Consider the following 21,812-nt stretch of genomic DNA (forward strand, 5'->3'; position numbering starts at 1 on the left):
GATTAATCCACACACCATGAAGGACTTTTAACAGATGAATGAATTCAACTTGTTGAGATTTAACCCCGCCATCCCATAGAGCGCGCTGCATTTACCCTAAAATCTCTGGGTTCAGGCGTCGTATTTGGCCAATTCTACGGCGGCGCGGACCTCAACCTCGTTCAAGACCGCCTCTAATTTAGGGTCACCGGTTTGATCCCGGCGCGATTGCAGAAGATCCATCAAAGCACTTAAACGCTCGCGCGGAATGCCGCCCTCTAGAAGCGCGATTTTCAAATCATCCAAAACATCTAACAGGCTGAACGCGCGCTCACTCGCCTGGCGGCGCGATTGCGAATAATCACCAACGCCTTGCAAGGCCAGCAAGGCATCGACGGAGGATACCGCAGACGCCCCAGACAGCTCCGGGCTCGCCTCAACGCTGGATTTAGCCTGCGGACCTTCAGGCGCAAAAGCGCTGCCCGTGCCCTGCACGCCAGTTTTGCGTTTGCTTGCCGACGTCGCGCCGACGCTGCGCGGTCCTGTGACTTTCATCGCGGTATACCTTTAGGCCTGATGTTAGAGTGTTCGCCCACTCTCTTAATACTTGGTTAAACTTATTTGCGCAGCGGGCAAATTTTGCCGACCTTGGTTAATGCGGCGATTTTTACCGCCTCACCTCTGAGCTAATCCGCTGATTTTTATGAGTTTATATATTTAAACCTTTGGCATGTTTTTCGCTTCAGGGATCTGTGAAAAACTCGCTCTTGATAGGACCAAGAATGGCCCGTGTATGGATTTCCCTCCTCGCCCTGATTCTTTTTGGGGCCAGCGCCCAGGCGGATCCGCGTATCAAAGATATCGCGGACATCGAAGGCGTTCGCGACAACGTCATCGTCGGCTATGGCTTGGTGGTCGGCCTTAATGGCACGGGCGACACACTGCGCAATGCCGCCTTCACCCGTGAATATGTCAACCGGATGATGGAGCGCTTTGATATCCGTATCCGCGAAGCCGATATTCGCTCGGGCAATATCGCCTCGGTGATGATCACCGCGCAGCTGCCGCCCTTTGCCACCGCCGGATCACGCATTGATGTCAGCGTTGCCTCCATCGGGGATGCCTCCAGCCTGCAAGGCGGGATCTTGCTGGCAGCCCCCTTGCAAGATGTCAGCGGCAATACCTTCGTCGTCGCCCAAGGCTCCGTTGCGGTGGGGGGGTTCAGCGCGGGCGGGGATGCCGCCTCCATCACACGCGGCGTGCCGACCACGGGGCGCATTGCCAATGGCGGGATTGTCGAGCGCGAAAACCCTTATGATCTGATGCATGCGCGCGATATTCGCATAGCGCTGCGCAATCCTGACTTCACCACGGCGCGGCGCATGGCCCAGGCGATCAATGCTTATATCGGCTCCCCCGTGGCCCAGGCCACCGATCCGGCGACCGTCAAGCTGACCCGTCCCGATCAATATCCCGACATGATCGGCTTGATCGCAGCGGTAGAGCAATTACGCGTTGAAGCCGATCTGCCCGCCCGCGTCATCATTGATGAAGCCACCGGTACGATTGTGATGGGGGAGAATGTTCGCGTCTCCACCGTAGCCATCGCCCAGGGCAATCTCACCATCTCGGTCTCTGAAACCCCGCTGATCAGCCAGCCCAACCCGCTGGCCAATGGTCAAACCGCTGAAGTCCCCCGCACACAGATCACCGCCGAAGAAGACATGGCCCAGCTGGGCGTATTGCCGGAAACCGTCTCGCTTCGTGAATTGGTCGATGGGCTTAATGCCCTGGGCGTGACCCCGCGCGACATGATCACCATCCTGCAGACCATTAAGGCCGCAGGGGCGCTGCAAGCCGAGATCGAGGTGCTGTAATGGATGAGTTTTTAAGCGCTCAATTTCAAAACGCCATCAGCGCGGGTCAACCCACCCCGCGCGCGCCCAAAGTCAGCTCCGAAGCCGAAGCCTATAAGGCCGCGCAAGAGTTTGAATCGGTGTTTTTAGCCCAGCTCATCACCTCGATGATGGGCGAGAGCACGAAGAGTGAGTTTGATGGCGGGGCCGGTGAAGATGCGTTTCAGGGCATTCTTCACGAAGAATATGCCCGCGTCTTTGCCAAGTCCGGGGGCATTGGTCTTGCCGAACCTTTGGCCCGCGAAATCCTACGCATGCAAGAGGGGGAAGGATAAATCATGAGTGAGCTAGCCGCCCAAACCCCGAGCGAACGCGCCAAAGATCTGATCCGCTTGACCGCGCGTCTGACGGAGCTGTTACAGCAAGAAACCGTCCTGTTTGAGACCAAGCGCCCGCATGAGGCGATCCATCTGCAAGATGAAAAATCGCGCCTGGCCACCATTTACCGGCGCGAATGCCAGCTGGCCGCCAAGGATCGTAGCCGCCTGGCGGGTCTGCCGCTGCAACTGCAAAGCCAGCTACGCGAAAACACGCAAAAATTAGAAACCGCCTTAGAGGCCAATGGCCTGATCGCCGATGCCCTACGCGCCGTCACCGAAGGCATGATCATGGCCGTTGCCGAAGAAGCCATGCGCCAGAAACAAGCCAATGCGGGCTATGGTCCGCGCGCGGGTAAAGTCGAGGGCATCTCGGCCCTGACGATTAATAAAAGCGCTTAGATCTTAGTAGAAATCAGAGATTAAAAAAGGCGGCTCGAAGCCGCCTTATTTTTACAGGAAGAGGCTGGTATTGCCCCCGCCACCGCCCAAAAGGCGATTAAGGCCAGCCTGGTAATTATTGATCTGCGAGGTCAAATAGGCCGGAACCGGTCCGCCAGATTTGCCTTTTTTCTGACCGGTCAGGAAGTCTTTTAAGGCCGGATCAGCGGTCAGCTCGCGATAGGCGCGTTGGATCTTACTCATCGCGCTGGTTAAAGCCTCAGAGGCTTTGGCCGCCAGGTCTTTATCAGAGATATCAAATGAGCCGCCCAGTCCCAAGGCGAAGACTTCCGGGGCGTCCGCCGTTTCATCCTCATTCTTACGATCGAGGAAGGAGCCCTTGCCCGTCACCACACCTTCAGGAAGACCCAGGCCTTTCAAGGCGTCTTGGCCCTCTTTACCGGCGATGAATTCAATCTTGACGCCCTTCTTCGGCGTGATGATCAGCTGATCGCCGTCCTTGGTGGACCGGCGCAAAGTCGCGTCCCCACTCAAGACCAGGGCCGAATTGATCTTGAAGGTTAGCGCGCGCATCGTGTCATCATCATCAAGGGTGATCTTCTTCTTACGCCCGCCATCAACGGAGACATAGAAATGATCCCCGGCACGCACGGCCGAACGATCCGTCACAACGCGGCTGTCCGAATAGGTTAGCGCGCCAGAGGGAAGGCCAAATTTCGCCAAGGTCGTATCGCCTGCGGTATCCACAGCAATACCAAAGCCTTGCGACAGGCCACCCCGGCCCGAGACTTGCTGCGCCCATTCCGGCACGCCCGTGGCCCCATCAACGCTGGCGACAAACATATTGCGGTCACCATTTTGGATGGCACCGCCAACCCCTTCGGCGGTTTTACCCGTCACATACACTTTGCCATTCGCCACGGCGACACCGGCGGCGCCATCATCCCCGCCAGAGCCCAGGAAAGTCACATAATCCACGCTGGGGCTTGCGCCATCGGTGATCTTGGTCACGAAGGCATCACGCGCGCCTGCATTGGCCTGAACAACTGCGCCAGGGGCGAAATCCGCGCCTGCAGAGCCTGCCAGATAGATCGCACCGCTCTCATCCACGGCCAAACCGCCGATACGGCCATCGGAAAGATTACCCAAATTGGTTTCCCATACGGGCGCGCCCGTGCCATCATCACCGGCACCATATTTGCGCAGCACAGCCTGACCATTTTCTTCGGTGGCGACTAACAAGCCGCCATCTTGAGCCACCGCCACCGCGCGCGCGGCGTCAACACCGCTGGTCGCCCCTGTGGCGCGGGTATAAAGCGTGGCCCCATTGCCATCAAAGGCCCGCACATAGCCATCTTGCTCGCCAGAAAAGCCTGCGCCGCCCAGATTAGACTTGGTTTGCCCGGCCACAAAGATCGTGCCATCGTCCGCGATGGTCACATCATTGGCCTGATCATCCTTCAACGCGCCAAAGCGCTTGGTCCATTGTTCGACCCCGGCGCTATTATATTTCACGACCAGGCTATCACTGCCCCCGACCGCATTGGTATCGCCCAGAACGCCTTTGACAGAACCCGCCACGACGATATTGCCGCTATCATCCACAGCGAGCGAGGCCCCAGAGGCTTCATCGGAGGCCCCAAGAACGCGCGACCACACCAGCTTGCCGGTGGCATCATAGCGCGACAGCACCAGATCCTTATCGCCCTTGATGTCGACGCCATCAATGGTAGAGGTCGTCTCCCCCACCGTATAAAGCGCGCCATCGGGGCCCGTGGCGGTATCCAGGATCCGCGTTGGGTTCGATGTGGTTTTAGTTTTTGTTTTAGCCTCAGGATCGGGCGTTTCGCCCTCTTTAACTTCAGGCGCGACTTCTGTGACCGTGGGCGCGGCCTCAATCCGGCGCGAATAGTCGATCACGCCGCCATTGGCGACATCGACAATCCGGGTCAGCTGGCCAGCGGCCGTTTCACGATCGCCAGAAATACCGGCGACATAAATAGCGGGTTTTTCTTCACCGGCGACGGCAGAAAAAGTCACGCGCTCGGTGATAATGCCTTCGATTTTGAAGCCAAAATTATTGCCTTCGATGATGCCGTCTTCGTTTTTCTCACCAATTTTGACGCGCTCAAAACGGGTTTTGACCCCGGCCGCATCCAGCTTGGAATTAATGAAGTCCGCAACATTATCCAGATTGCGCGGCGTTGCGCCCATATCAGCCAGATCAATATTGATCGTCTGATCGGCACCGCTTTTACGCACGGTGATGTCGAACTTCACATCCCCTTGGAAATTGGCCACCTCAGCATCATAGGCCCCGGTGTGAACGATACCGGTGGTGTAAACGCTTTCCCCGCGCTTGATCCGCAGATCACTTTCCGCCTTGGTTAGCTCTTCACCCTTAAGGACGGAGACGCCTTCCAGCTCCATCTTATCAAAGAATTTCGTCATCTCTTCCAAGCCTTCTTGGAAGCGATTATTCCAGAAGCGCCGTTCGAAATCCGTTGCGCCCTTCTCCATCGAGGCGGCAGCCAGCGATTGAAGGCGGCGCACACCTTGATACATGGCATACAAGGTTTTTTCGTCCTTGCTGGCCTTGACGTTGGAGAAATCTTTCAGCTTGTCATCAAAGAAAGCCCCGCCAGACAGCACTTTGCGCTGAACGCTTTCCAGATCGGCAATCTCGCCGCGCGGATCCCAGGGGGGCAGATCTTTTTTGGATGTGGATTTAGATGAGCTGGTCTCACCCGATTGGGTGGAACTGGCCGAAGGCGTTTGACTGGCCAGGCGCACAGCATTTTTCGACTGGTACCAAGAGCTGAGCACCAGATCAGAAATTCCCGCTGTTCCACCTAAAAAAGACATATCACCAAGGCTCCAAGCCCATTTCTACGCTGACCACAATACGCGCCAAGGTGCAAAAAAAGCGTTAGGAAAAAGGCTTAACGCCGCTTAGCCATGACCCAGGCCGCTCTTCTAGGCGGCATGCATAAACTGGACCGGGGCGGAGTTGATATCTGCGCAAAGCCGATTAGCCAAGCGGGCCTCGTTAATCCAGGCCTGATTAATATGCACGAGGTCTGGACGGCGCAGACACAGCCCGGCAAGTTCTGCCGCGCTCAAATCCCAGGGGGTGCGTTTTTCCCCATAGCCCCGATGGTTCATTGCCTCATAAACCGCGCGCGCGAAAGTAACATCTTCATCAAAGACGACCCGCCAGCGTAGCCGCTCCAACCCGCCGCCCGGCCCGGTCAAATTGGCTTTCTGTAAAGGCGGATAGGTGCGCAGCCAATCAATGGGATGGGCCCGCGCCGAAGGCGTGCGCACCTGACGATCGGCATAGGCCAAAATTTCGCGCGAGAAGGCATGACAGCTAAGCCCATCGGGAAAGCCCGCGGGCATATCATTGGTGGCATAATCCACCGCGCTTTCACGGTAAAGCTTCAAGACATGGCGACAGAGCCCTGGATCCAAAAAGGGGCTCGTCGCCTCAATCGCCAGGATATGCTCAGCCTCACTTTCGCGCGCAGCTTTTAAAAACAGACCCAGCAAATCCTCACCCGGCCCGCGCACCACCATCGCCCCGCAATCGCCTGAAATCTCCGCGAGCTCATCATAAAGATGGGCCTGGGGCAGAAGGCTGACCACCAGATCGACATCCTTGATCCGGGCGGCACGTTTTAAGCACAGAGCCAGAACGCTTTCGCCCGCCACCAACTGGCTAAGCACCCGGGCCTGATCGGGCCAGTCCAAACGCATAAAGACGAAGGCGACGACACTCATGGTCCGCTCCCATGATGGGGTAAAGCCTGTAGGTGAAATCAGTGCGCTGCGTCGCCTAATAGGGCGTTAATCTGGATCATAAGAGTGTATGCTGGAGCCAAGACAATTAGCGCAAGGCGATTCGATATGCCCCAAACGCAAGCCCAAACTCATCTAGACGCAAGCTATCGCGACTTTTTGACCCCGGCCCTTGATCTCAATGACAAGACGATTTTGATCACCGGGGGGACAGGCTCTTTCGGCAAGCATTTTGTGCGCACCGTGATTGAGCGCTTTACTCCGCAAAAGCTGATCATCTTTTCGCGTGATGAGCTGAAGCAATACGAAATGGCGCAGATTTTCTCACCCGAGCAATATCCCTTCATGCGCTATTTCATTGGGGATGTGCGTGATGAAGACCGCCTGGATATGGCCATGCGCGGGGTCGATATCGTCATCCATGCGGCGGCCCTGAAACATGTGCCCATCGCGGAATATAACCCGTTTGAATGCATCAAAACCAATGTCATGGGGGCTGAAAATGTCGTGCGCGCCGCGATCAAGCGCGGTGTCAAACATGTCTGCGCCCTTTCTACGGATAAGGCGGCTAACCCGATCAATCTCTACGGGGCGTCCAAACTGGCTTCGGATAAAATCATCACCGCTGCGCAGAATATGGGCGGTGTCGATGGCCCGACGTTCAGCGTCGTGCGCTATGGCAATGTGGTGGGATCACGCGGCTCGGTCGTGCCGTTCTTCAAGAAAATGATCGCCGAAGGCGCAGATCATCTGCCCATCACCGATGCGCGCATGACCCGGTTCTGGATCACCCTGACCCAGGGCGTTAATTTCGTCTTGTCCTCAATTGCGATGGCCAAGGGTGGGGAAATTTTCGTCCCTAAAATCCCCTCCATGCATACGGTGGACTTGGCTAAAACCCTGGCCCCGAACCTACCCCATAAAATCATCGGCATTCGGCCTGGGGAAAAACTGCATGAAGTGATGATCACCACCGATGATGCCCGCTCCACCCAGGAGCTAGCTGATCGCTATGTCATCTTACCCTCCAACCGGGTTAATCTGGCGCGCCGCTGGCATGAGGCGGGCGGGCAGGATTTAGCGGACGGCTTTTCTTATTGTTCTGATTCCAATCCAGAAAAGCTCAACACCGCTCAGCTTCAAGCGCTGTTGGAAGAAAGCCAAAAAGGCGCTTAGGTTTCGCCATAGGCTCCGGTGGTTTGGCGCACATGGCTATTGAGCGCCAAAATTTCGGGATGAGCCTCTAAAAGATTCAAAATATCGGCCAGATTGAAATCCGGCTTGATCGGCGCGAGCTTCTCGATCAGCGCCGAAATCATCGCATAATCCTCGTGAGTATCGACGCAAAGCCGGATATGCCCGGCCTTAAGCCCGAAGGGAATGCGGCCTACGCTAAAGCCTTCCTCCGCCTTCTGCATGAAGGGGGTCACATGCTCGCGGTCATAGGCCGATACCGCCTGTTTATGCGCGCGGTTGAGCGCCGCGCGGGTAAACACCTCCACCGACATGCCATTGGGCAAGGTCGGGGGCACTTGCGGGGCGACATAATGAAAGGCGGGAAAATTGGTGATGAAGAAATTCACGCAATGATCAACGATCACCGGATCAAGCAGCGGGCAATCGCTTGTCACGCGCACGATAATATCTGCATCGGGCGCACAGGCCTCCACCGCGCCTTCAAAGCGGGCCAGGACATCATCGCGCGGCCCACGATAGCACGACATGCCGCGCCCGGCAGCAAAGGCCGCCAATGTCTCTTCCCCCGGTTCATCGGGAATGGCGAGAATGAGATGGTTCAGGCTCTGCGCGCGCGATAGACGCTCCATCATCCAGGCGATGATCGGTTTACCCAAAATGGGCTTTAAAACCTTACCCGGCAAACGCGACGAACTCATCCGGGCTTGGATAATGGCGACGACCTTCATGGCTTACTCCTCGAGGGTGAAGCCCTCAATCATCTCAGCGCGTAACGCTTGGGCGAAGTCTAGATCTTGGTGCGCACGTTTACCTAGAATGGCCTCTAGATATTTCGGTGGCAACCCATGACCAGGCCGAATGGAGCGAATATTCTCGCGGGTAAAAACCTCACCAGCTTTAATCGGGGCCACCACATAAAGCGAGCGTCGCCCGGCCGCGGTAACTTGCTCGCTCTTGGCGCGCGCTAAGCGCAAGGGCCGCGTACCGGCCCACACCGCGCGCGTTTGCTGACAGACTTGCGCCATCTCAGAAGGCTCTAGCGAGAAGAAATCATCTTCCCCCCCGCCCGTGCGATCAAGGGTGATATGCTTTTCCACCACGCACGCGCCCAGCGCAACCGCGCCCGCCGGGATCGCCGCACCCGGCGTATGATCAGACAGCCCGATCAAACAGCCCGGCAGATGATCCTTTAGATAGCCAATGCGGTGCAGATTGGCCTCCTCATACGGGGTGGGATAGCCGCTGACGCAATGAAGCACGATCGGATTGGCACAACCATTGGCGCGCGCAACCGCGACCGCCTCTTGAATTTCTTCTCGATTGGCGAGCCCTGTGGAGATGATCAAAGGCTTTCCAGTCCGCGCGCAGGCCGCGATCAAGCCATGATCAACGATCTCATAGGACGCGATTTTATAGGCAGGGCAATTGAGCTGCTCGAGAAAGTCCACCGCCGTTAAATCAAAGGGCGCAGAAAACACCGTGATACCGCGCGCCTTGGCGTGATCGAAAATCGCCTGATGCCATTCCCAGGGCAGATGCGCATCTTCATAAAGCTGATAGAGCGTGCGTCCCGCCCACGGGCCTTGCGTAATATCAAAATCCGGACCCGTGGCCTTCAGCGTAATCGTGTCGCCGCGATAGGTTTGCAGCTTGATCGCATCACAGCCTGCCTCCAGCGCCGCATCAACTATGGCGAGCGCGCGTTCCAGGGATCCATTATGGTTCGCCGACATTTCGGCAATGATATAAGGGGGATGATCGGGGCCAATGGCGCGCCCGGCAATGGCAATGTCTGGGATCATCTCTTGCGCTGTCATCTCTGCCTCCACCCTATCTGGATCTTCGTGCATGACCCGAAGCGGTAAATAAAGCCTTCATCTTGGCGCGCCACAATGGGATCAAGAATTATATAGGGCCCTTCATGGCGAGCTTATTGTTTATCGGCGCCGGTCTTTTCCAGCTGCCCGGCCTTCGTGCGGCGAAGGCTTTGGGCCATCATGTCATCGCTTTTGATGGCAGTGCCGATGCGCCGGGTTTTCTGGAAGCGGATGCCCATCGCCTGGTCGATATCCGCAATATAGACGCCTGCCGCAAAGCCGTGCGCGCGTTCAAGCCCGATGGCGTTTTGACCATCGCCACAGAAGCCGGTGTCGTCACCGCCGCCCAGATCGCCGCGGATTTAGGCCTTCGCGGCACACCCATAGACGCCGCGCGCGCCGCCACCGATAAGCGGATTATGCGCGAGGCTTTTGCCAAGGCCGGGCTTGCCTCCCCCACTTCCCATCCGTGCCAAACCCTTGAGGAGGTTGAGCGCGCATATCGCGGCGTCGGCCCCAAAGCCGTGATCAAGCCTGCCAATGGCGCAGGCTCACGCGGGGTTAGTTTTGTGAACACTCTTACAGACCTGCCCGCCGCTTTTGACGCCGCCAAAGCCATCGCCGGGTCCCATCCGGTCTTGGTGGAATATTTCATGGCGGGCGAAGAAGTCGCCGTTGAGGCCGTCTTAATCCAGGGCGCATTCCATCCCCTATGCATCAGTGATAAGACCCGCACCAAGCCGCCCTATTTGTTGGACATTTCCATCACTTATCCCTCCGCGCGATCAAAGGCTGAACAAGCCGCGATCCTTGCCCTTGCTGAGGCTGGGGCCCGCGCCCTGGGCCTTGATAACACCCCGCTTCATATCGAGATTATGATGACACCGGACGGCCCCTATCTGGTGGAGATTGCCGCACGCGGGGCCGGATTTCATGTCTTCACCGACATCATACCCTGGGTGACCGGCGTGGACACTTTGGGCCTTCACATCGCGATGGCGCTGGGCCAAGACATCCCCGCCTTTACCCCGCTACAGCGCGGCGCGGTGTTGGAGTTTCCCGTCTTCAAGCCCGGCCGCGTCACCCGCCTGGACGGGGTTGAGGCCATGCTAGCGCGCGAGGATGTGATCTTCGGGGAAAGCTATATCAAAGTGGGTGAGACCCTACGCCCCCTCACCTGCGGCGGCGACCGTGCCATGGCCTTTGCGGTGAAGGGCGAATGCCTGCAAGATGCGCTCAGCGCGCGCGATGACATTGTGCGCGCCCTGAAACTTGAAACGGTATAGGACCGGATATGCGCGCGCTTCCCATCGCTTTGACCTTTGATCTCGACCCGGATGTGTTTGACGAGTCCGTTGCGTCGAGTGAACAGCGCACGCGCCTGTCCTGGCAGGGGATTCATGATGGCATACCGCGCATCAAATCGGCCCTTCACAATATCCTTGCCCCACGGGGGTTAAGCGCCCATCCCACCTGGTTTGTCCGCGTGGATAATCAGATCCGGGATATTTATGGCCATGCGGGCTATCTGCTGGCGACCTATCGCGCCTTGTTTGACGACTTGCGCGCTGAGGGCGATGAAATCGCCTGGCACCCCCATCTGTATCGCCAGGTCGGCAAGGGCTGGGTGCAGGAAACTGATGGTCCGCGCCTTTATGAAGCCATGCGCGATGCTTTAGACGATATGAAGGCGCAGGGCTTCACACCAAAATGCGCACGTATTGGTGAAGCCTATGGCTCCACCGATGTGATGGCGCATTTTGATCGCCTGGGGATCAGGGTCGATTCCACCGCCATGGCGGGGCGCAAACGCATCGACGCCCAGCGCACGATTGATTGGGAAAATACACCGCCAACCGCCTATCGCCCCAGCCTTGCCGATCATCGCACACCCGGCACGCCCCATCATCAGGTCATGGAAATTCCCATGTCCATGCTGCGCGTCAAAGCCGATTATGATCGCGAGCCCTTCCTGCGCTATCTCGACCTTTCCTTTCATCCGCGCGCGTTGAACCATGGCCTGGAAGCGCTGATCGAAACCGCGCCCTATCTGGTCAGCGTCACGCACCCCAGCGCGTTTTTACCCGCCTTCAAGCCCGAAAACGGCCATGGCCTGGTCAGCTTCACGCTTGAAGCCCTCCACACCAATCTCAGCGCCATCCTTGAACATGCGGCCCAGCTGGACCGTGAGGTGCGCTTCGTGACCCTTTCTGAGCTCGCCGAAGAGATAGAAGGTGGCGGCCATGTCCTTTAAGTCTCAGCTGGAACAGCGCCTGGCCGCCGATTGTGGACGCGCGCAAGGGCTGGGCGTGGGGCGAGCAGCCACGGGGCTGTCTTTGATCTTTGAAGAGCTGGCCCAGCATTATACCCAAAGCCCGCAAGTGATCTTCCCCGCCACCTTATGCACCAGCCCCCCCACGGTTGCGCAGCTGGCCGGGGTGAAGCCTGTCTTCTGCGATGTCGATCCGCGCACGGGCCTGATCACGCCAGAGACGTTAGAGGCCGCATTTAAAACCTATCCCCAGGCCAAAGCCCTGCTCTTGACCCATCTCTATGGCCATGTCGGCGATCTGGACGCTTTGATGTCCATCGCCAAGCGTCATCATGCGCTAGTGATTGAAGACGCCGCCCAGGCCCATGGGGCCAGTTATAAAGCGCGCCCGGTGGGCAGTTTTGGCGACCTTTCCCTCCTTTCCTTCGGGCATACGAAAATTCTCGATGTCGGGGGCGGTGGTGTGATCCTCAGCGATGATCCGGCCTGGATGCGGGCGCTACGTAGCCGCGCAGAAACCTTAAGCGCGCCTTCAGAGCATCTCGCGCGATGGAGCGGGGATTATCGCACCGGCTATTATGCCCTGGCCGCCCAGTTCAAAGCCCATCCCGGTTTAAAGCCCATGATCGGTGCGTTATGCCGCCTGCACCCCGGCCTCTATCGCTATAGCCTCAGCGAGGATCAGGCTGAGCGCTGTCTGGCGAGCCTGCGCGATTTACCGCACATCATCGCCCAACGCCGTGAGCACGCCCAGCTTTATGAACGCGCGCTGGAGGGCTCCGCCATTGCCTATCAAGCCCAAACCGAAGGGTCCGTGCCCTGGCGCTTTAATCTGTTCCTACAGCCCGCGCTTAGAGAACAGGCCCTGAGCGATCTAAGATCAGCCGATATTGATGCCAGTGCCTGGTATCCAAATGCTGCGCCTTTCTTTGCAGAATCAGATCATGCTAGCCTGAACTTACCTGGAGGCGATCAGCTGGAGCACGAAATCCTAAATCTCTGGGTGGATCATCGCGTCGATGCGGCGCAGATCACACAGACTTGCGCGCGGATTATGAGCCTCACAGATCATAAGGTAGGCCAATGACACGACCAACCCCCATCCTTCTTGATTGCACCTTGCGCGATGGCAGCTATCAGGTGGAGTTTGGCTTTAGCGCAGCCCACACCCATGCCCTGGTCACCGCCCTGGAAGATGCGGGCATTTCCTGGATTGAGGTCGGCCACGGTCTGGGCCTGGGGGCGTATCGCAGTGACAAGGCCCGCGCCGCCGAAACCGATCAGGGATATATCGAGGCCGCGCGCATGGCCGCCAAAGAGGCCAAGATCGGCGTCTTTTCCATGCCCGCCTTCGCGACCCAGGATGATATCAGCGCGGCGGCCGATTTTGGCATCGACTTTATTCGCTGCGGCATTGATGCGGCCCATTTCGAGCGCGCCGAACCCTTTGTGCGCCATGCCAAAAGCCTGGGCCTGCACACCACACTTTTCTTGATGAAAAGCTATACGCTCGACACCGAAGTGTTGAGCCAGCACGCCCCCCGTTTTGAAGATTGGGGCGCAGATGCGATCGCCATCGTGGATAGCGCAGGCGGATTATTACCCGCCATGGTGCGCGATTATGTCGGCACGGTCCGGCTGAAAACCACGCTGGATATCGCCTTCCACGGTCATAACAATCTGCAATTGGCCGTCGGCAATGCCCTGGCCGCCTATGAGGCGGGCGCAACGATCTTTGATTGCTCGCTGGCCGGTTTAGGACGCTCCGCCGGCAATGCCCCTATCGAAGCGCTGGCCGCCGCCTTCCGCCGGATGGGGCTTGAGTGCGCCAATCCGGTTCACCTGGCCGAGATTGCCCACAAATTTGTCCGCCCTGAAGATTTGCCCGCCCCCGATGTGCGCGTGGACCTGGTTCAGGGCCTGGCGCTCGTGCATTCCGGCATGCAAGGCAAGATCGACCGCATTGCGCTGGCTGCCGGGCTTCATCCGGCGGCCCTGACCCTGGCCGCAGGCGCGCATAAAGGCGGGCTCGACCTCACCGAAGATGAGCTGCACCACCTCGCCCTCACCTTAAAAGCTGATAAGGAACGCCATCGTGCCTGAACTCCCAAGCTTTGATCGTCCTTTAGACTATTGGCGCAGCCAATTTGGCCATGAGTATGCCGAGCGCAATCAGGCCAACGAGACCGCTATCAAAAAACGAGCTCTAACCTGGGGGCGGTGGTTGTGGTCGATGATGGGGGATCTTCCCACCTCCATCTTTGAGGTGGGCTGTAATGTCGGGATCAATCTGCGCGCGCTGTCTCGGATATCTGAGGCCGAGCTTTATGCGCTGGAGCCCAATGACCGGGCGCGCGAAATCATCCTCAGCGAGGGTTTATTGCCCCCCGATCGTCTGTTTAGTGGCGATGCCAGCACACTGCCCCTGCCCGATAACAGCGTCGATCTCAGCTTTACAACCGGCGTACTCATTCATGTCCCGCCCAGCGAATTGCCTGCAGCTATTGACCAGCTCTATCGCATCAGCCGCAAATATATTCTGATGAGTGAGTATTTCGCCGACAAGCCGGAAGAAACGCCCTATCGCGGCCAGACGGGCCTGCTGTTCAAGCGTGATTTCGGTAAATTGATGCTGGAACGTCACCCCAGCCTTCGCATTGTCGATTACGGCTTTCTCTGGCGCGAAGCCGGCGCGGCCGATAATGGCAATTGGTGGCTGTTCGAAAAGCGCTAGGTTCAGTGTCTAGGCGGCCCGAGACTTGATTTGGGCTCCACGCCGGACGGGTTGAGCAAGGTTCTGATCGATCAGGATTAGCGTCAAGTTCACGGCCTGGATGCCAGATCAAGTCTGGCATGACAGGTTTAGGTGACGCCCTTGTTGCGCCCCGATGGGCGAATGGATCCCGGCTCAGGGCCGGGAACCCGGTGGGTGTTCAGGATCAACGTGGCCCCGGACTTGATCCGGGGTCCAAACACCTCATCCAAAAGCGGCTCTTATCAGCCCTTCACGCCCATTCCATAGAAGAAATCAACGCTCGCCTGATCATGGGTCTCCATCAAACGGCCCGTTGAGACCGGATCGAAAACCTCGCCCATCATCATCTTCATCTGCTGAAGGTCATCGAAATAGGCCATCACTTGGCCTCTGCGAAAATCGGAATAGGCGATGCGGAATTGATTGGGGCCCAAGCGTTCCGCACTGGCGCGCAGATAATGTTCTGGCCCTGCCGACACGATAAAGGCGCGCCCAGCGGGAGCCAGCACGCGGTGATATTCACGCAAGGCCGCCTTCAGCCCATGCCCATCATCTTCATAATGGATGACATTGATCGCAAGCAGGAGATCAAAGCTATTCGCCTCAAAGGGTAGCGCTTGGTTGCGCCCTTCGTGAAGCGCGATCGCCAAGCCTTGCGCCTCAGCCGCAGAGCGTGAAATCGCCAGCATATCAGCGTTAATCTCAACGCCCGTACACGCACAACCGCGATCATGAAAGGGGATCAAATTGTTGAGATACATACACCCGATATCGAGCACCCGGGTCTGCGGCGTAATCTCAGGGCTGGTCGAGCAATAGCGCCCTGAAAGCACGCTTCTGAGCATCAACTCACTGGGGTGATGACGGATAAAGCCCTGTGGCTTTGTGCTTTGGCCCAGATTGTCAGCCTGCCAGCTGGCGCTTTTTTCACTCATCCCATCCCCCATCATCCTCAGCCTTTACGAAGGACGCTATCACGCCGCGCCAAAGGACAAAACATCATCCAGCGCCCACCGGCACTATCATCCAGCGGCAGATGGGGATCAATGCCATGCACGCCATGAACAAGATCAGATTTCAATAAGACCACATCGCCGAATTGCAAATCCGGTTCTAAAAACCGATGACCTTCGGGCCCCAAATAATAATTCCCGCCTGTCTGGAAATCCCGGCCATAGTCAGACAGGATTAAAATGCATTGAAAGGCATAATCATCTTGATGGGCGGCCAGGAAATCCCCGCCCTGGCGATATTGGATAATACTGGGCCAAGAGATAAAGGTCTGATCGTCCATAAACCCCGCGCGCGGATCGAGCCCGCTGCACAAATTGCGAAACGTCATCAGCCCCATGGCAATCTCGCCGATATCACCATTACCGCGGCTGTCATTATTCCAAGGGAAAAACTGGCTCAACACAAAGCGGGTCGGTCGACGATCCGTTAAAGGCTTATCCACCAGTTTGACATGATCGGGCGTACCCTCATTATAGGGCATATGACCCGACAGGCCGTGTTGCTGGCGAAAGGCATAGACCCAGGCCTTCATCGCGCGAAGACGGTCGGCGTCAAACAATCCGCGAATGATGGCCGACTTTTGGGTCAAAGTCGCATCAAGTTCGCTTTTCCAAAACGACGCGCGCGCAATCATCGCGCTCAGCGAGCTCTCTTCATAAAGCTTCATGCCACAGACCCGCTGACACGCGCCAAATCTTTCGCAATCTTGGCAATCCGCTCTGCGCCTAACCCATTCACCTTATCGCGCGCACGATGGGCCACACGATCAATTAAATAAAGATCGGGAAGGGTTAAAGTCTCCAGTCCCTGGCCTAAAATAATGCCCTCTTTCAGCATGGGGCAAATAAAGCGGCGTTCTTCATCGGTTTGAGGGATGACATGTACAGCCTTACCCAAGCTCATCAATTCCATCAAAGTCGTGCCACCATTCGTCACCGCAAAATGGCATCGCGCCATCAGTTCAGGCAGATTATCAGGGGTGTGGACGACTTCATAAGGCGCATCGGAGAAATCATACTCACGCGCAATCGGCCCGCGCACCAAAATCACGCGCTCACCCTGATCATGCAGGATCTGCGCAGCCTGCGGACCCAAATCGCCATAATCACTGCCACCGATTTGAATGAGCACATAATCACCGGGCATGGCATGAAGGGCGCGCACATCCTCGCGAATGATCGCATAATCAAGGCCATAAAGGGTGCGCCCCGCGGGGATAGAGGTCAGCGGGGGATTAAGACGGATCAGACAATCAGGCCCAGCCTCTCCCAAATAATCCAAACCCAAAGTGGCAAGCCCCTTGGCTTTGGCCGCGCGCACCGCATCATCTTGGGCATAAGGAAGATCAACCAGGACCAAGCAAATCTCGCCCTTGTCAGACTGGCGTGTCTCGCAAAATTGGCGCGCTAGGGCCGATTGCGGTGACCAGGTGACGCCCATGCCTTGCGCGCGTAGGGCCTTAGCCAAAGTCTCGGTTCGGCTGAGATGGCCAAAGCCCAGGCCCGGCCCGCCATCAACGACAACCTCAACCACGCCGCGTGTCATGTCGCAACTCCCAGTATCTGACATAACCCATCTACCACCCGATCCACATCTTGGAGCTTTAACCGAGCGTAAAGCGGAAGGCTTAAGGTTTTCGTATAATAGGCGAGCGCGCCGGGTAAGAGCGTACGACCATAGCGCGCCTCATAATAGGGTTGGGTATGGACCGGAATATAATGGACTTGCGAGCCGATACCTAAATCGCGCAAAGCCGCCATCACCGCCACGCGGTGGGTGTTAAAGCCCTCAAAATCAATCTGAACATTCATCAAATGGCGACACGGTGTTTGCTGATCCAGCACGGGTGGAGCCTCTAAGCGTTCATCCAGCGCTGCCAGGCGGACGCTATAGCAATTGGATAATTGCGCGCGCCGGGCAACAATCTCAGGCATTTTTTTAAGCTGACTGCGCCCTAAGGCCGCCAATATATCGGGCATGCGATAATTCCAGCCCAGCTCCACCATCTCATAATACCAGCCCTCATCGCCATGGCCAGCTTGAGTAAAGTGTGCCGGATCACGCTCCATGCCATGCGAGCGCGCTTTTTCGATCCAGCGCGCCAGAACCGGGTTTTGCGTTGTCACCATCCCGCCTTCCCCGCTGGTCAGGGTTTTGACGGGATGGAAGGAGAAAGTCGCCGCATCACTAAACTTACACTCACCGACCTTTGCGCCCTCATGATGGACACCGCCAATGGCATGGCAGGCATCTTCAACAATAAACGCGCCATGATGATGCGCGAGAGCCGCAATCGCGGGCATGTCGCAAATCGCCCCGCCCAAATGTACGGGGAGGATCGCTTTAACGGGACCCTGAGCTGCCGCAAGGGCTGCCTCTAAGGTCTCTGGCGTCATCAAACCCGTACGCGGATCGACATCACAAAACTGAACCTCCGCACCGCAATAGCGCACCGCATTGGCCGTGGCTAAAAAGGTGATGGTCGGCACGATACAGATATCACCCGGCCCGACGCCCAGCCCTGCCAACGCCAGGTGCAACGCCGCAGTGGCCGAATTGCAAGAGATGGCATGGGCTGCCCCAACATAGGTTTTGAAATCGGCTTCAAAGCCCGAAACTTCTGGCCCGGTCGTCAAATAATCGGCGCTTAAAACCGGTAAGACCGCGGCAATATCATGCTCATCAATGTCTTGGCGACCATAGGGCAGAAAGGGAAGAGACATGGGGCATCACCCTTAAAACAATGGCTCGACTGAACCAGCCGAGCCATTGTGCGAGGAAAAAACCGTTTTAGGAAGCTTAGCCCCCAAATAGGCTGAGGATAATCTGAGGCTCCTGGTTGGCGATGGACAGCGCCTGAACCCCCAATTGCTGCTTGACCTGCAAGGCTTGTAAGCGCGCACTTTCCTTGGCCAGATCCGCATCTACCAGATTACCGATGCCTTCGGTCAGACTATCATTGATCTTGCTGACGAAAGTGCGGTGCGCTTCCATCTTGTTGAGATCCGAACCCAAATTCGCCAGCGCCTGGTTCACATTCTCCAAGCTGGCTTGCAGGACAGACACCGTATTGGCCGCCAAAGTCGCGGTACCCAGGCTGGCTGTCGCCGCCAAAGTCACGATTGTGCCGCCCAGGTTCAAATTATGCGAGCCCAAGGTGATCGTCCGGCTGGCATCGGCATCGGCCAGGAAAGCAATACCAGGCGAGTTGGTGCCGTCGAGCAGGTTCGCGCCATCAAACTCAGAATTGGTCAGCACCACTTGCAGTTGCTCAACCAAATCCTTGAAGTCGGCATCATAGGCCCTGCGCGAGAAGGTATCGATGGAAGGGTCCATGGCGGCCGTAGCCTTTTCGCGCATCTGAATGATCAGATCGGAAATCGCTTCACCCCCGGCCAGCGCCACATCGGCGATGGAAATAGCGCGGTCCAAAGAGGTTTCGACACTCGACAAGGCCCCAACATCCGAGCGCATACCCTGCGCCACGGCGTAGACCGACGAGTTATCTTTCGCCCCAGCCACTTTCAGCCCTGTATTGATGCGCGATTGAACCGTCTGCATTTCGGTATTGGTGCGGTTCAAATTCTGCAATGCAATCATTGCGGAGGTGTTTGTGTGGACGCTTAGCGCCATAGGTCTTCTCCCAGCTCGTCTCGCCGTTTTCGGCAATCGCTCTTTTTATGAGCAATGAGTGGGCCAAGTTTGGTAAATGCTAAAATTAACTATAATTCAATATGTTAAAAAAGAAAGACCAGTCGCCCCCATGATGGGGGCGCGCACTTTTTACCTATTCGAACGCCTTAACGGTCACTTCTTGCCGAGCTAAACCCGTTCATCCACAAGCCCACCTTGTTTGGACTGTAGGTATTCGATCAGATTGACATAATCTTCTGCGGGCCATTGGCGCACCAAGTCACCCGTATTCGGGTTAAGAATACGATAGACGAACTGTCCACTTTCTTCCGTACGATCAATTTTCAAAACTGAGCGAGAATTAGTTTGAATTGTATCACGTAATTCCTCGATCAATTCCACCTGACGAGAAATCACATCTTCCTTTTCCTCAGGCTTAGCTTGCGCTTCGACCAAGGTCAGGGGCTGAGACTGGAACGCATCACCCCGCTTTTCAGTTGGTTGACGCCCTGTGTCCCGTCCCAAAACCGTTTGCGCATCTTGCGCAGATGTCACGGCCTGCACCTGAACAGCCGTACCGGTTATGAGTTGATCAATCCGCATCTTCGTTTCAAGCGGCGCTTCAAGCGCCTCTAGCCTCCTTCTGTGGCTGTAAGTCAAAAGTGTAGGAGAAGAGACGGGAGCTGATAAGCGCTCCCGTCAATCTCAGTTTATTCCAGATTACCGGAAGTAACCCAGAACAGAACTTGGCGCCTGGTTGGCGATTGACAGCGCCTGCACACCAAGCTGCTGCTTGACCTGCAATGACTGCAAACGCGCACTTTCTTTGGCCAGGTCGGCATCGACAAGATTGCCGATCCCTTTTTCCAAGGCGTCTGAAAGCTTGCCCACAAATTCTTTGTGGATGCCCAAAGCTTTAGAACCCGTACCAAAACGCGCCAGAGACGCATTGAGGTTATCCAGCGAGGATTCAATCTGGCTGACAATGTTGTCAGCCTGCGTAGCGGTACTGAATGATGCCGTAGCCGCCAGCGTGACCTTGGATCCACCCAGGCTCAAATCCTCATCATCTACGGTGAGAGAGTTTGACCCATCAGCGTTTGCAAGCGCACTGACACCGGCAGTTTTAGAGCCATCAATCAGATTGGTTCCGTTGAATTCAGCATTGCTGACAATGGTGTCAATCTGATCGCGCAAAGCTTTAAAATCTTCATTCAAAGCCGTACGAGATGCAGTGTCCAAGGACGAGTCAGCGGCAGCCAAAGCTTTCTCTTTCATCTCAATCAAGACGTCAGAAATTGCTTCACCCGCAGCCAACGCTACATCAACGGTTGATTGAGCCAGATCCAAAGAGTTACCCACTGCTTTGAACCCGTTCACATCAGAGCGCATGCTCTGAGCAACCGCGAAGACACCACCATTGTCGCGTGCAGACGCAACAGCCAATCCAGTATTGATGCGACTTTGAACCTGTTCCAACTCTTTGTTGGTTTGGTTCAAATTCTGCAAGGCAACCATTGCCCCGCTATTAGTATTGATTGTAGCCATTTCTTGGCCCTCTCCTTAGTATTGAAAGAATAGCTTTTTGCTATTCCTGGATATCAGGGCCCTAGAGACTAAGGCCCTGAATGCCGGTCATGGATTAACGGAAGTAACCCAGGATCGAGCTTGGGGCCTGGTTCGCGATGGACAGCGCCTGAACCCCTAATTGTTGCTTGACCTGCAGAGATTGCAGACGCGCGCTCTCTTTAGCCAAGTCCGCATCGACCAGATTGCCGATACCTTTTTCCAAGGCGTCTGACAGCTTGCCGATGAAGGTTTTGTGGATTTCCAGCGCCTTAGACCCCGTACCCAAACGCGCCAAAGACGAGTTCAGATTGCTGATAGAGGTGTCGATGGCCGTAGCCGCCGCACTTGCGGTCGCTGCAGTATTGATCTGTGTGCCAGCAGTAATGGTCAGCGTTGTACCGGTCAGGCTCAAGTCCTCGGCGCGAATGGTAATGGTGTTAGACCCACTCGCATTAGCCAGAGCCGTGATATTGCTACCGCCATTTTCAATTAGATTTGTGCCGTTGAACTCGGCATTCTCAACAATCGTGCCGATCTGATCACGCAAAGCTTTGAAGTCTTCATTCAAAGCTGTACGAGACGCCGTATCCAAAGACGAGTCAGACGCTGCCAGCGCCTTTTCTTTCATCTCGATAAGCAGATCGGAGATCGCTTCACCTGCAGCCAATGCCACGTCCGTGGTTGACTGAGCCAGATCCAAAGAGTTTTTCACCGCACCATAACCACGCACATCAGAGCGCATCGTTTGGGCAATCGCGAAAACACCCCCATTATCACGAGCCGAGGCCACAGCCAGACCAGTGTTAATGCGGCTTTGAACCTGCTCCAACTGTTTGTTGGTAGAGTTCAGGTTTTGCAGGGCAACCATTGCCCCAGCGTTGGTATTAATAGTAGCCATTTCTTGGCCCTTCCTTTTCGTTTCTTCAGAAAAGCGCGCATTTTGCGCGTCTGGGTCTTTTGACCCGCAGTGAAACGAGCAAAGGCCGGGCCAATTAACACTTGACGCGCGCTCGAATCAGCCAAGCGCACGCTTTCATTGGCAAAATTTTTATGTAGAAAACCCCTCCGCGCACATTACTGGGCAATAATTGCCGCGCGCAGACCATAAATACCCGGCACCTTTTGCCGAGTAGGCAAAAA

22 protein-coding genes are annotated in these 21,812 nt (G+C 56.3%); 9 read left to right on the forward strand and 13 right to left on the reverse strand.

What is annotated here, in order from left to right:
• Positions 1 to 111: 111 nt before the first annotated feature.
• Positions 112 to 534 carry a flagellar assembly protein FliX gene (locus tag H151_RS0100405; RefSeq protein WP_019959636.1) on the reverse strand — a complete coding sequence of 141 codons (423 nt, stop codon included), beginning with the start codon at positions 532 to 534 and terminating at the stop codon, positions 112 to 114.
• Positions 535 to 761: 227 nt separating this feature from the next.
• On the opposite strand from H151_RS0100405, the gene H151_RS0100410 reads away from it, so the two are divergent.
• The 3 genes from H151_RS0100410 to H151_RS0100420 are packed head-to-tail and all read left to right on the forward strand — an operon-like array spanning position 762 to position 2,614.
• A complete protein-coding gene (locus tag H151_RS0100410) occupies positions 762 to 1,856 on the forward strand; it encodes a flagellar basal body P-ring protein FlgI (protein WP_019959637.1) in 1,095 nt (364 codons plus the stop codon).
• A complete protein-coding gene (locus tag H151_RS0100415; protein ID WP_019959638.1) occupies positions 1,856 to 2,170 on the forward strand; it encodes a rod-binding protein in 315 nt (104 codons plus the stop codon). Before H151_RS0100410 ends, H151_RS0100415 begins: the two co-directional genes overlap by 1 nt.
• Before the next feature lie 3 nt (positions 2,171 to 2,173).
• On the forward strand, positions 2,174 to 2,614 hold the full coding sequence (locus tag H151_RS0100420) for a hypothetical protein (RefSeq protein WP_019959639.1): 441 nt from the start codon (positions 2,174 to 2,176) through the stop codon (positions 2,612 to 2,614).
• 51 nt (positions 2,615 to 2,665) lie between these two features.
• Here H151_RS0100420 and H151_RS0100425 read toward each other — a convergent pair whose 3' ends face one another.
• A complete protein-coding gene (locus H151_RS0100425; protein ID WP_019959640.1) occupies positions 2,666 to 5,479 on the reverse strand; it encodes a PQQ-binding-like beta-propeller repeat protein in 2,814 nt (937 codons plus the stop codon).
• A 111-nt stretch (positions 5,480 to 5,590) separates the two neighbouring features.
• Entirely contained in the window at positions 5,591 to 6,397 is an 807-nt protein-coding gene (locus tag H151_RS0100430) for a glycosyltransferase family protein (protein ID WP_019959641.1), read from the reverse strand.
• A 126-nt stretch (positions 6,398 to 6,523) separates the two neighbouring features.
• Between H151_RS0100430 and pseB the strand changes: the two genes are divergently transcribed.
• On the forward strand, positions 6,524 to 7,591 hold the full coding sequence (gene pseB, locus H151_RS0100435; protein WP_019959642.1) for a UDP-N-acetylglucosamine 4,6-dehydratase (inverting): 1,068 nt from the start codon (positions 6,524 to 6,526) through the stop codon (positions 7,589 to 7,591).
• Here the strand turns inward: pseB and H151_RS0100440 are convergent.
• Together H151_RS0100440 and pseI are read right to left on the reverse strand one after the other, a co-directional pair.
• Positions 7,588 to 8,340 (reverse strand): cytidylyltransferase domain-containing protein, encoded by a 753-nt coding sequence (locus H151_RS0100440; protein ID WP_019959643.1) that lies wholly within the window; start codon positions 8,338 to 8,340, stop codon positions 7,588 to 7,590. The genes pseB and H151_RS0100440 overlap by 4 nt on opposite strands.
• A gap of 3 nt (positions 8,341 to 8,343) precedes the next feature.
• Positions 8,344 to 9,429 (reverse strand): pseudaminic acid synthase, encoded by a 1,086-nt coding sequence (gene pseI, locus H151_RS0100445; RefSeq protein WP_019959644.1) that lies wholly within the window; start codon positions 9,427 to 9,429, stop codon positions 8,344 to 8,346.
• Between the two features lie 104 nt (positions 9,430 to 9,533).
• Between pseI and H151_RS0100450 the strand changes: the two genes are divergently transcribed.
• From H151_RS0100450 to H151_RS0100470, 5 genes are read left to right on the forward strand one after another with little or no spacing between them, the layout of a single operon-like run.
• Positions 9,534 to 10,715 (forward strand): ATP-grasp domain-containing protein, encoded by a 1,182-nt coding sequence (locus H151_RS0100450; RefSeq protein WP_156823321.1) that lies wholly within the window; start codon positions 9,534 to 9,536, stop codon positions 10,713 to 10,715.
• Positions 10,716 to 10,723: 8 nt separating this feature from the next.
• Positions 10,724 to 11,683: a hypothetical protein gene (locus tag H151_RS0100455; protein WP_019959646.1), complete on the forward strand. Its 960-nt coding sequence runs from the start codon at positions 10,724 to 10,726 to the stop codon at positions 11,681 to 11,683.
• A complete protein-coding gene (locus H151_RS16735; RefSeq protein ID WP_019959647.1) occupies positions 11,673 to 12,788 on the forward strand; it encodes a DegT/DnrJ/EryC1/StrS family aminotransferase in 1,116 nt (371 codons plus the stop codon). The genes H151_RS0100455 and H151_RS16735 overlap by 11 nt, the downstream gene beginning before the upstream one ends.
• Complete coding sequence (locus H151_RS15060) at positions 12,785 to 13,804, forward strand: beta/alpha barrel domain-containing protein (RefSeq protein WP_019959648.1); 1,020 nt, start codon at positions 12,785 to 12,787, stop codon at positions 13,802 to 13,804. Before H151_RS16735 ends, H151_RS15060 begins: the two co-directional genes overlap by 4 nt.
• Complete coding sequence (locus tag H151_RS0100470; RefSeq protein ID WP_019959649.1) at positions 13,797 to 14,435, forward strand: pseudaminic acid biosynthesis-associated methylase; 639 nt, start codon at positions 13,797 to 13,799, stop codon at positions 14,433 to 14,435. Before H151_RS15060 ends, H151_RS0100470 begins: the two co-directional genes overlap by 8 nt.
• A 263-nt stretch (positions 14,436 to 14,698) precedes the next feature.
• Here the strand turns inward: H151_RS0100470 and H151_RS16740 are convergent, their stop codons facing one another.
• The 8 genes from H151_RS16740 to H151_RS0100510 all read right to left on the reverse strand — a co-directional run bounded on the left by H151_RS16740 (position 14,699) and on the right by H151_RS0100510 (position 21,570).
• Positions 14,699 to 15,391 carry a class I SAM-dependent methyltransferase gene (locus H151_RS16740; protein WP_169336684.1) on the reverse strand — a complete coding sequence of 231 codons (693 nt, stop codon included), beginning with the start codon at positions 15,389 to 15,391 and terminating at the stop codon, positions 14,699 to 14,701.
• A 17-nt stretch (positions 15,392 to 15,408) separates the two neighbouring features.
• Entirely contained in the window at positions 15,409 to 16,137 is a 729-nt protein-coding gene (locus H151_RS0100480) for a hypothetical protein (protein WP_019959651.1), read from the reverse strand.
• Entirely contained in the window at positions 16,134 to 17,015 is an 882-nt protein-coding gene (locus tag H151_RS0100485) for a hypothetical protein (RefSeq protein ID WP_019959652.1), read from the reverse strand. Before H151_RS0100485 ends, H151_RS0100480 begins: the two co-directional genes overlap by 4 nt.
• Positions 17,012 to 18,193 carry a UDP-4-amino-4,6-dideoxy-N-acetyl-beta-L-altrosamine transaminase gene (gene pseC, locus H151_RS0100490; RefSeq protein WP_019959653.1) on the reverse strand — a complete coding sequence of 394 codons (1,182 nt, stop codon included), beginning with the start codon at positions 18,191 to 18,193 and terminating at the stop codon, positions 17,012 to 17,014. The genes H151_RS0100485 and pseC overlap by 4 nt, the downstream gene beginning before the upstream one ends.
• Positions 18,194 to 18,269: 76 nt before the next feature.
• On the reverse strand, positions 18,270 to 19,103 hold the full coding sequence (locus tag H151_RS0100495; RefSeq protein WP_026353739.1) for a flagellin: 834 nt from the start codon (positions 19,101 to 19,103) through the stop codon (positions 18,270 to 18,272).
• A gap of 189 nt (positions 19,104 to 19,292) precedes the next feature.
• Positions 19,293 to 19,706 (reverse strand): flagellar protein FlaG, encoded by a 414-nt coding sequence (locus H151_RS0100500; protein ID WP_019959655.1) that lies wholly within the window; start codon positions 19,704 to 19,706, stop codon positions 19,293 to 19,295.
• A gap of 117 nt (positions 19,707 to 19,823) precedes the next feature.
• Complete coding sequence (locus tag H151_RS0100505; protein WP_026353740.1) at positions 19,824 to 20,651, reverse strand: flagellin; 828 nt, start codon at positions 20,649 to 20,651, stop codon at positions 19,824 to 19,826.
• 94 nt (positions 20,652 to 20,745) lie between these two features.
• Positions 20,746 to 21,570 carry a flagellin gene (locus H151_RS0100510; protein ID WP_019959657.1) on the reverse strand — a complete coding sequence of 275 codons (825 nt, stop codon included), beginning with the start codon at positions 21,568 to 21,570 and terminating at the stop codon, positions 20,746 to 20,748.
• Positions 21,571 to 21,812 lie beyond the last annotated feature (242 nt).

Origin of the sequence: Woodsholea maritima DSM 17123, from assembly GCF_000382325.1 — a bacterium.
Classification (GTDB): domain Bacteria; phylum Pseudomonadota; class Alphaproteobacteria; order Caulobacterales; family Maricaulaceae; genus Woodsholea; species Woodsholea maritima.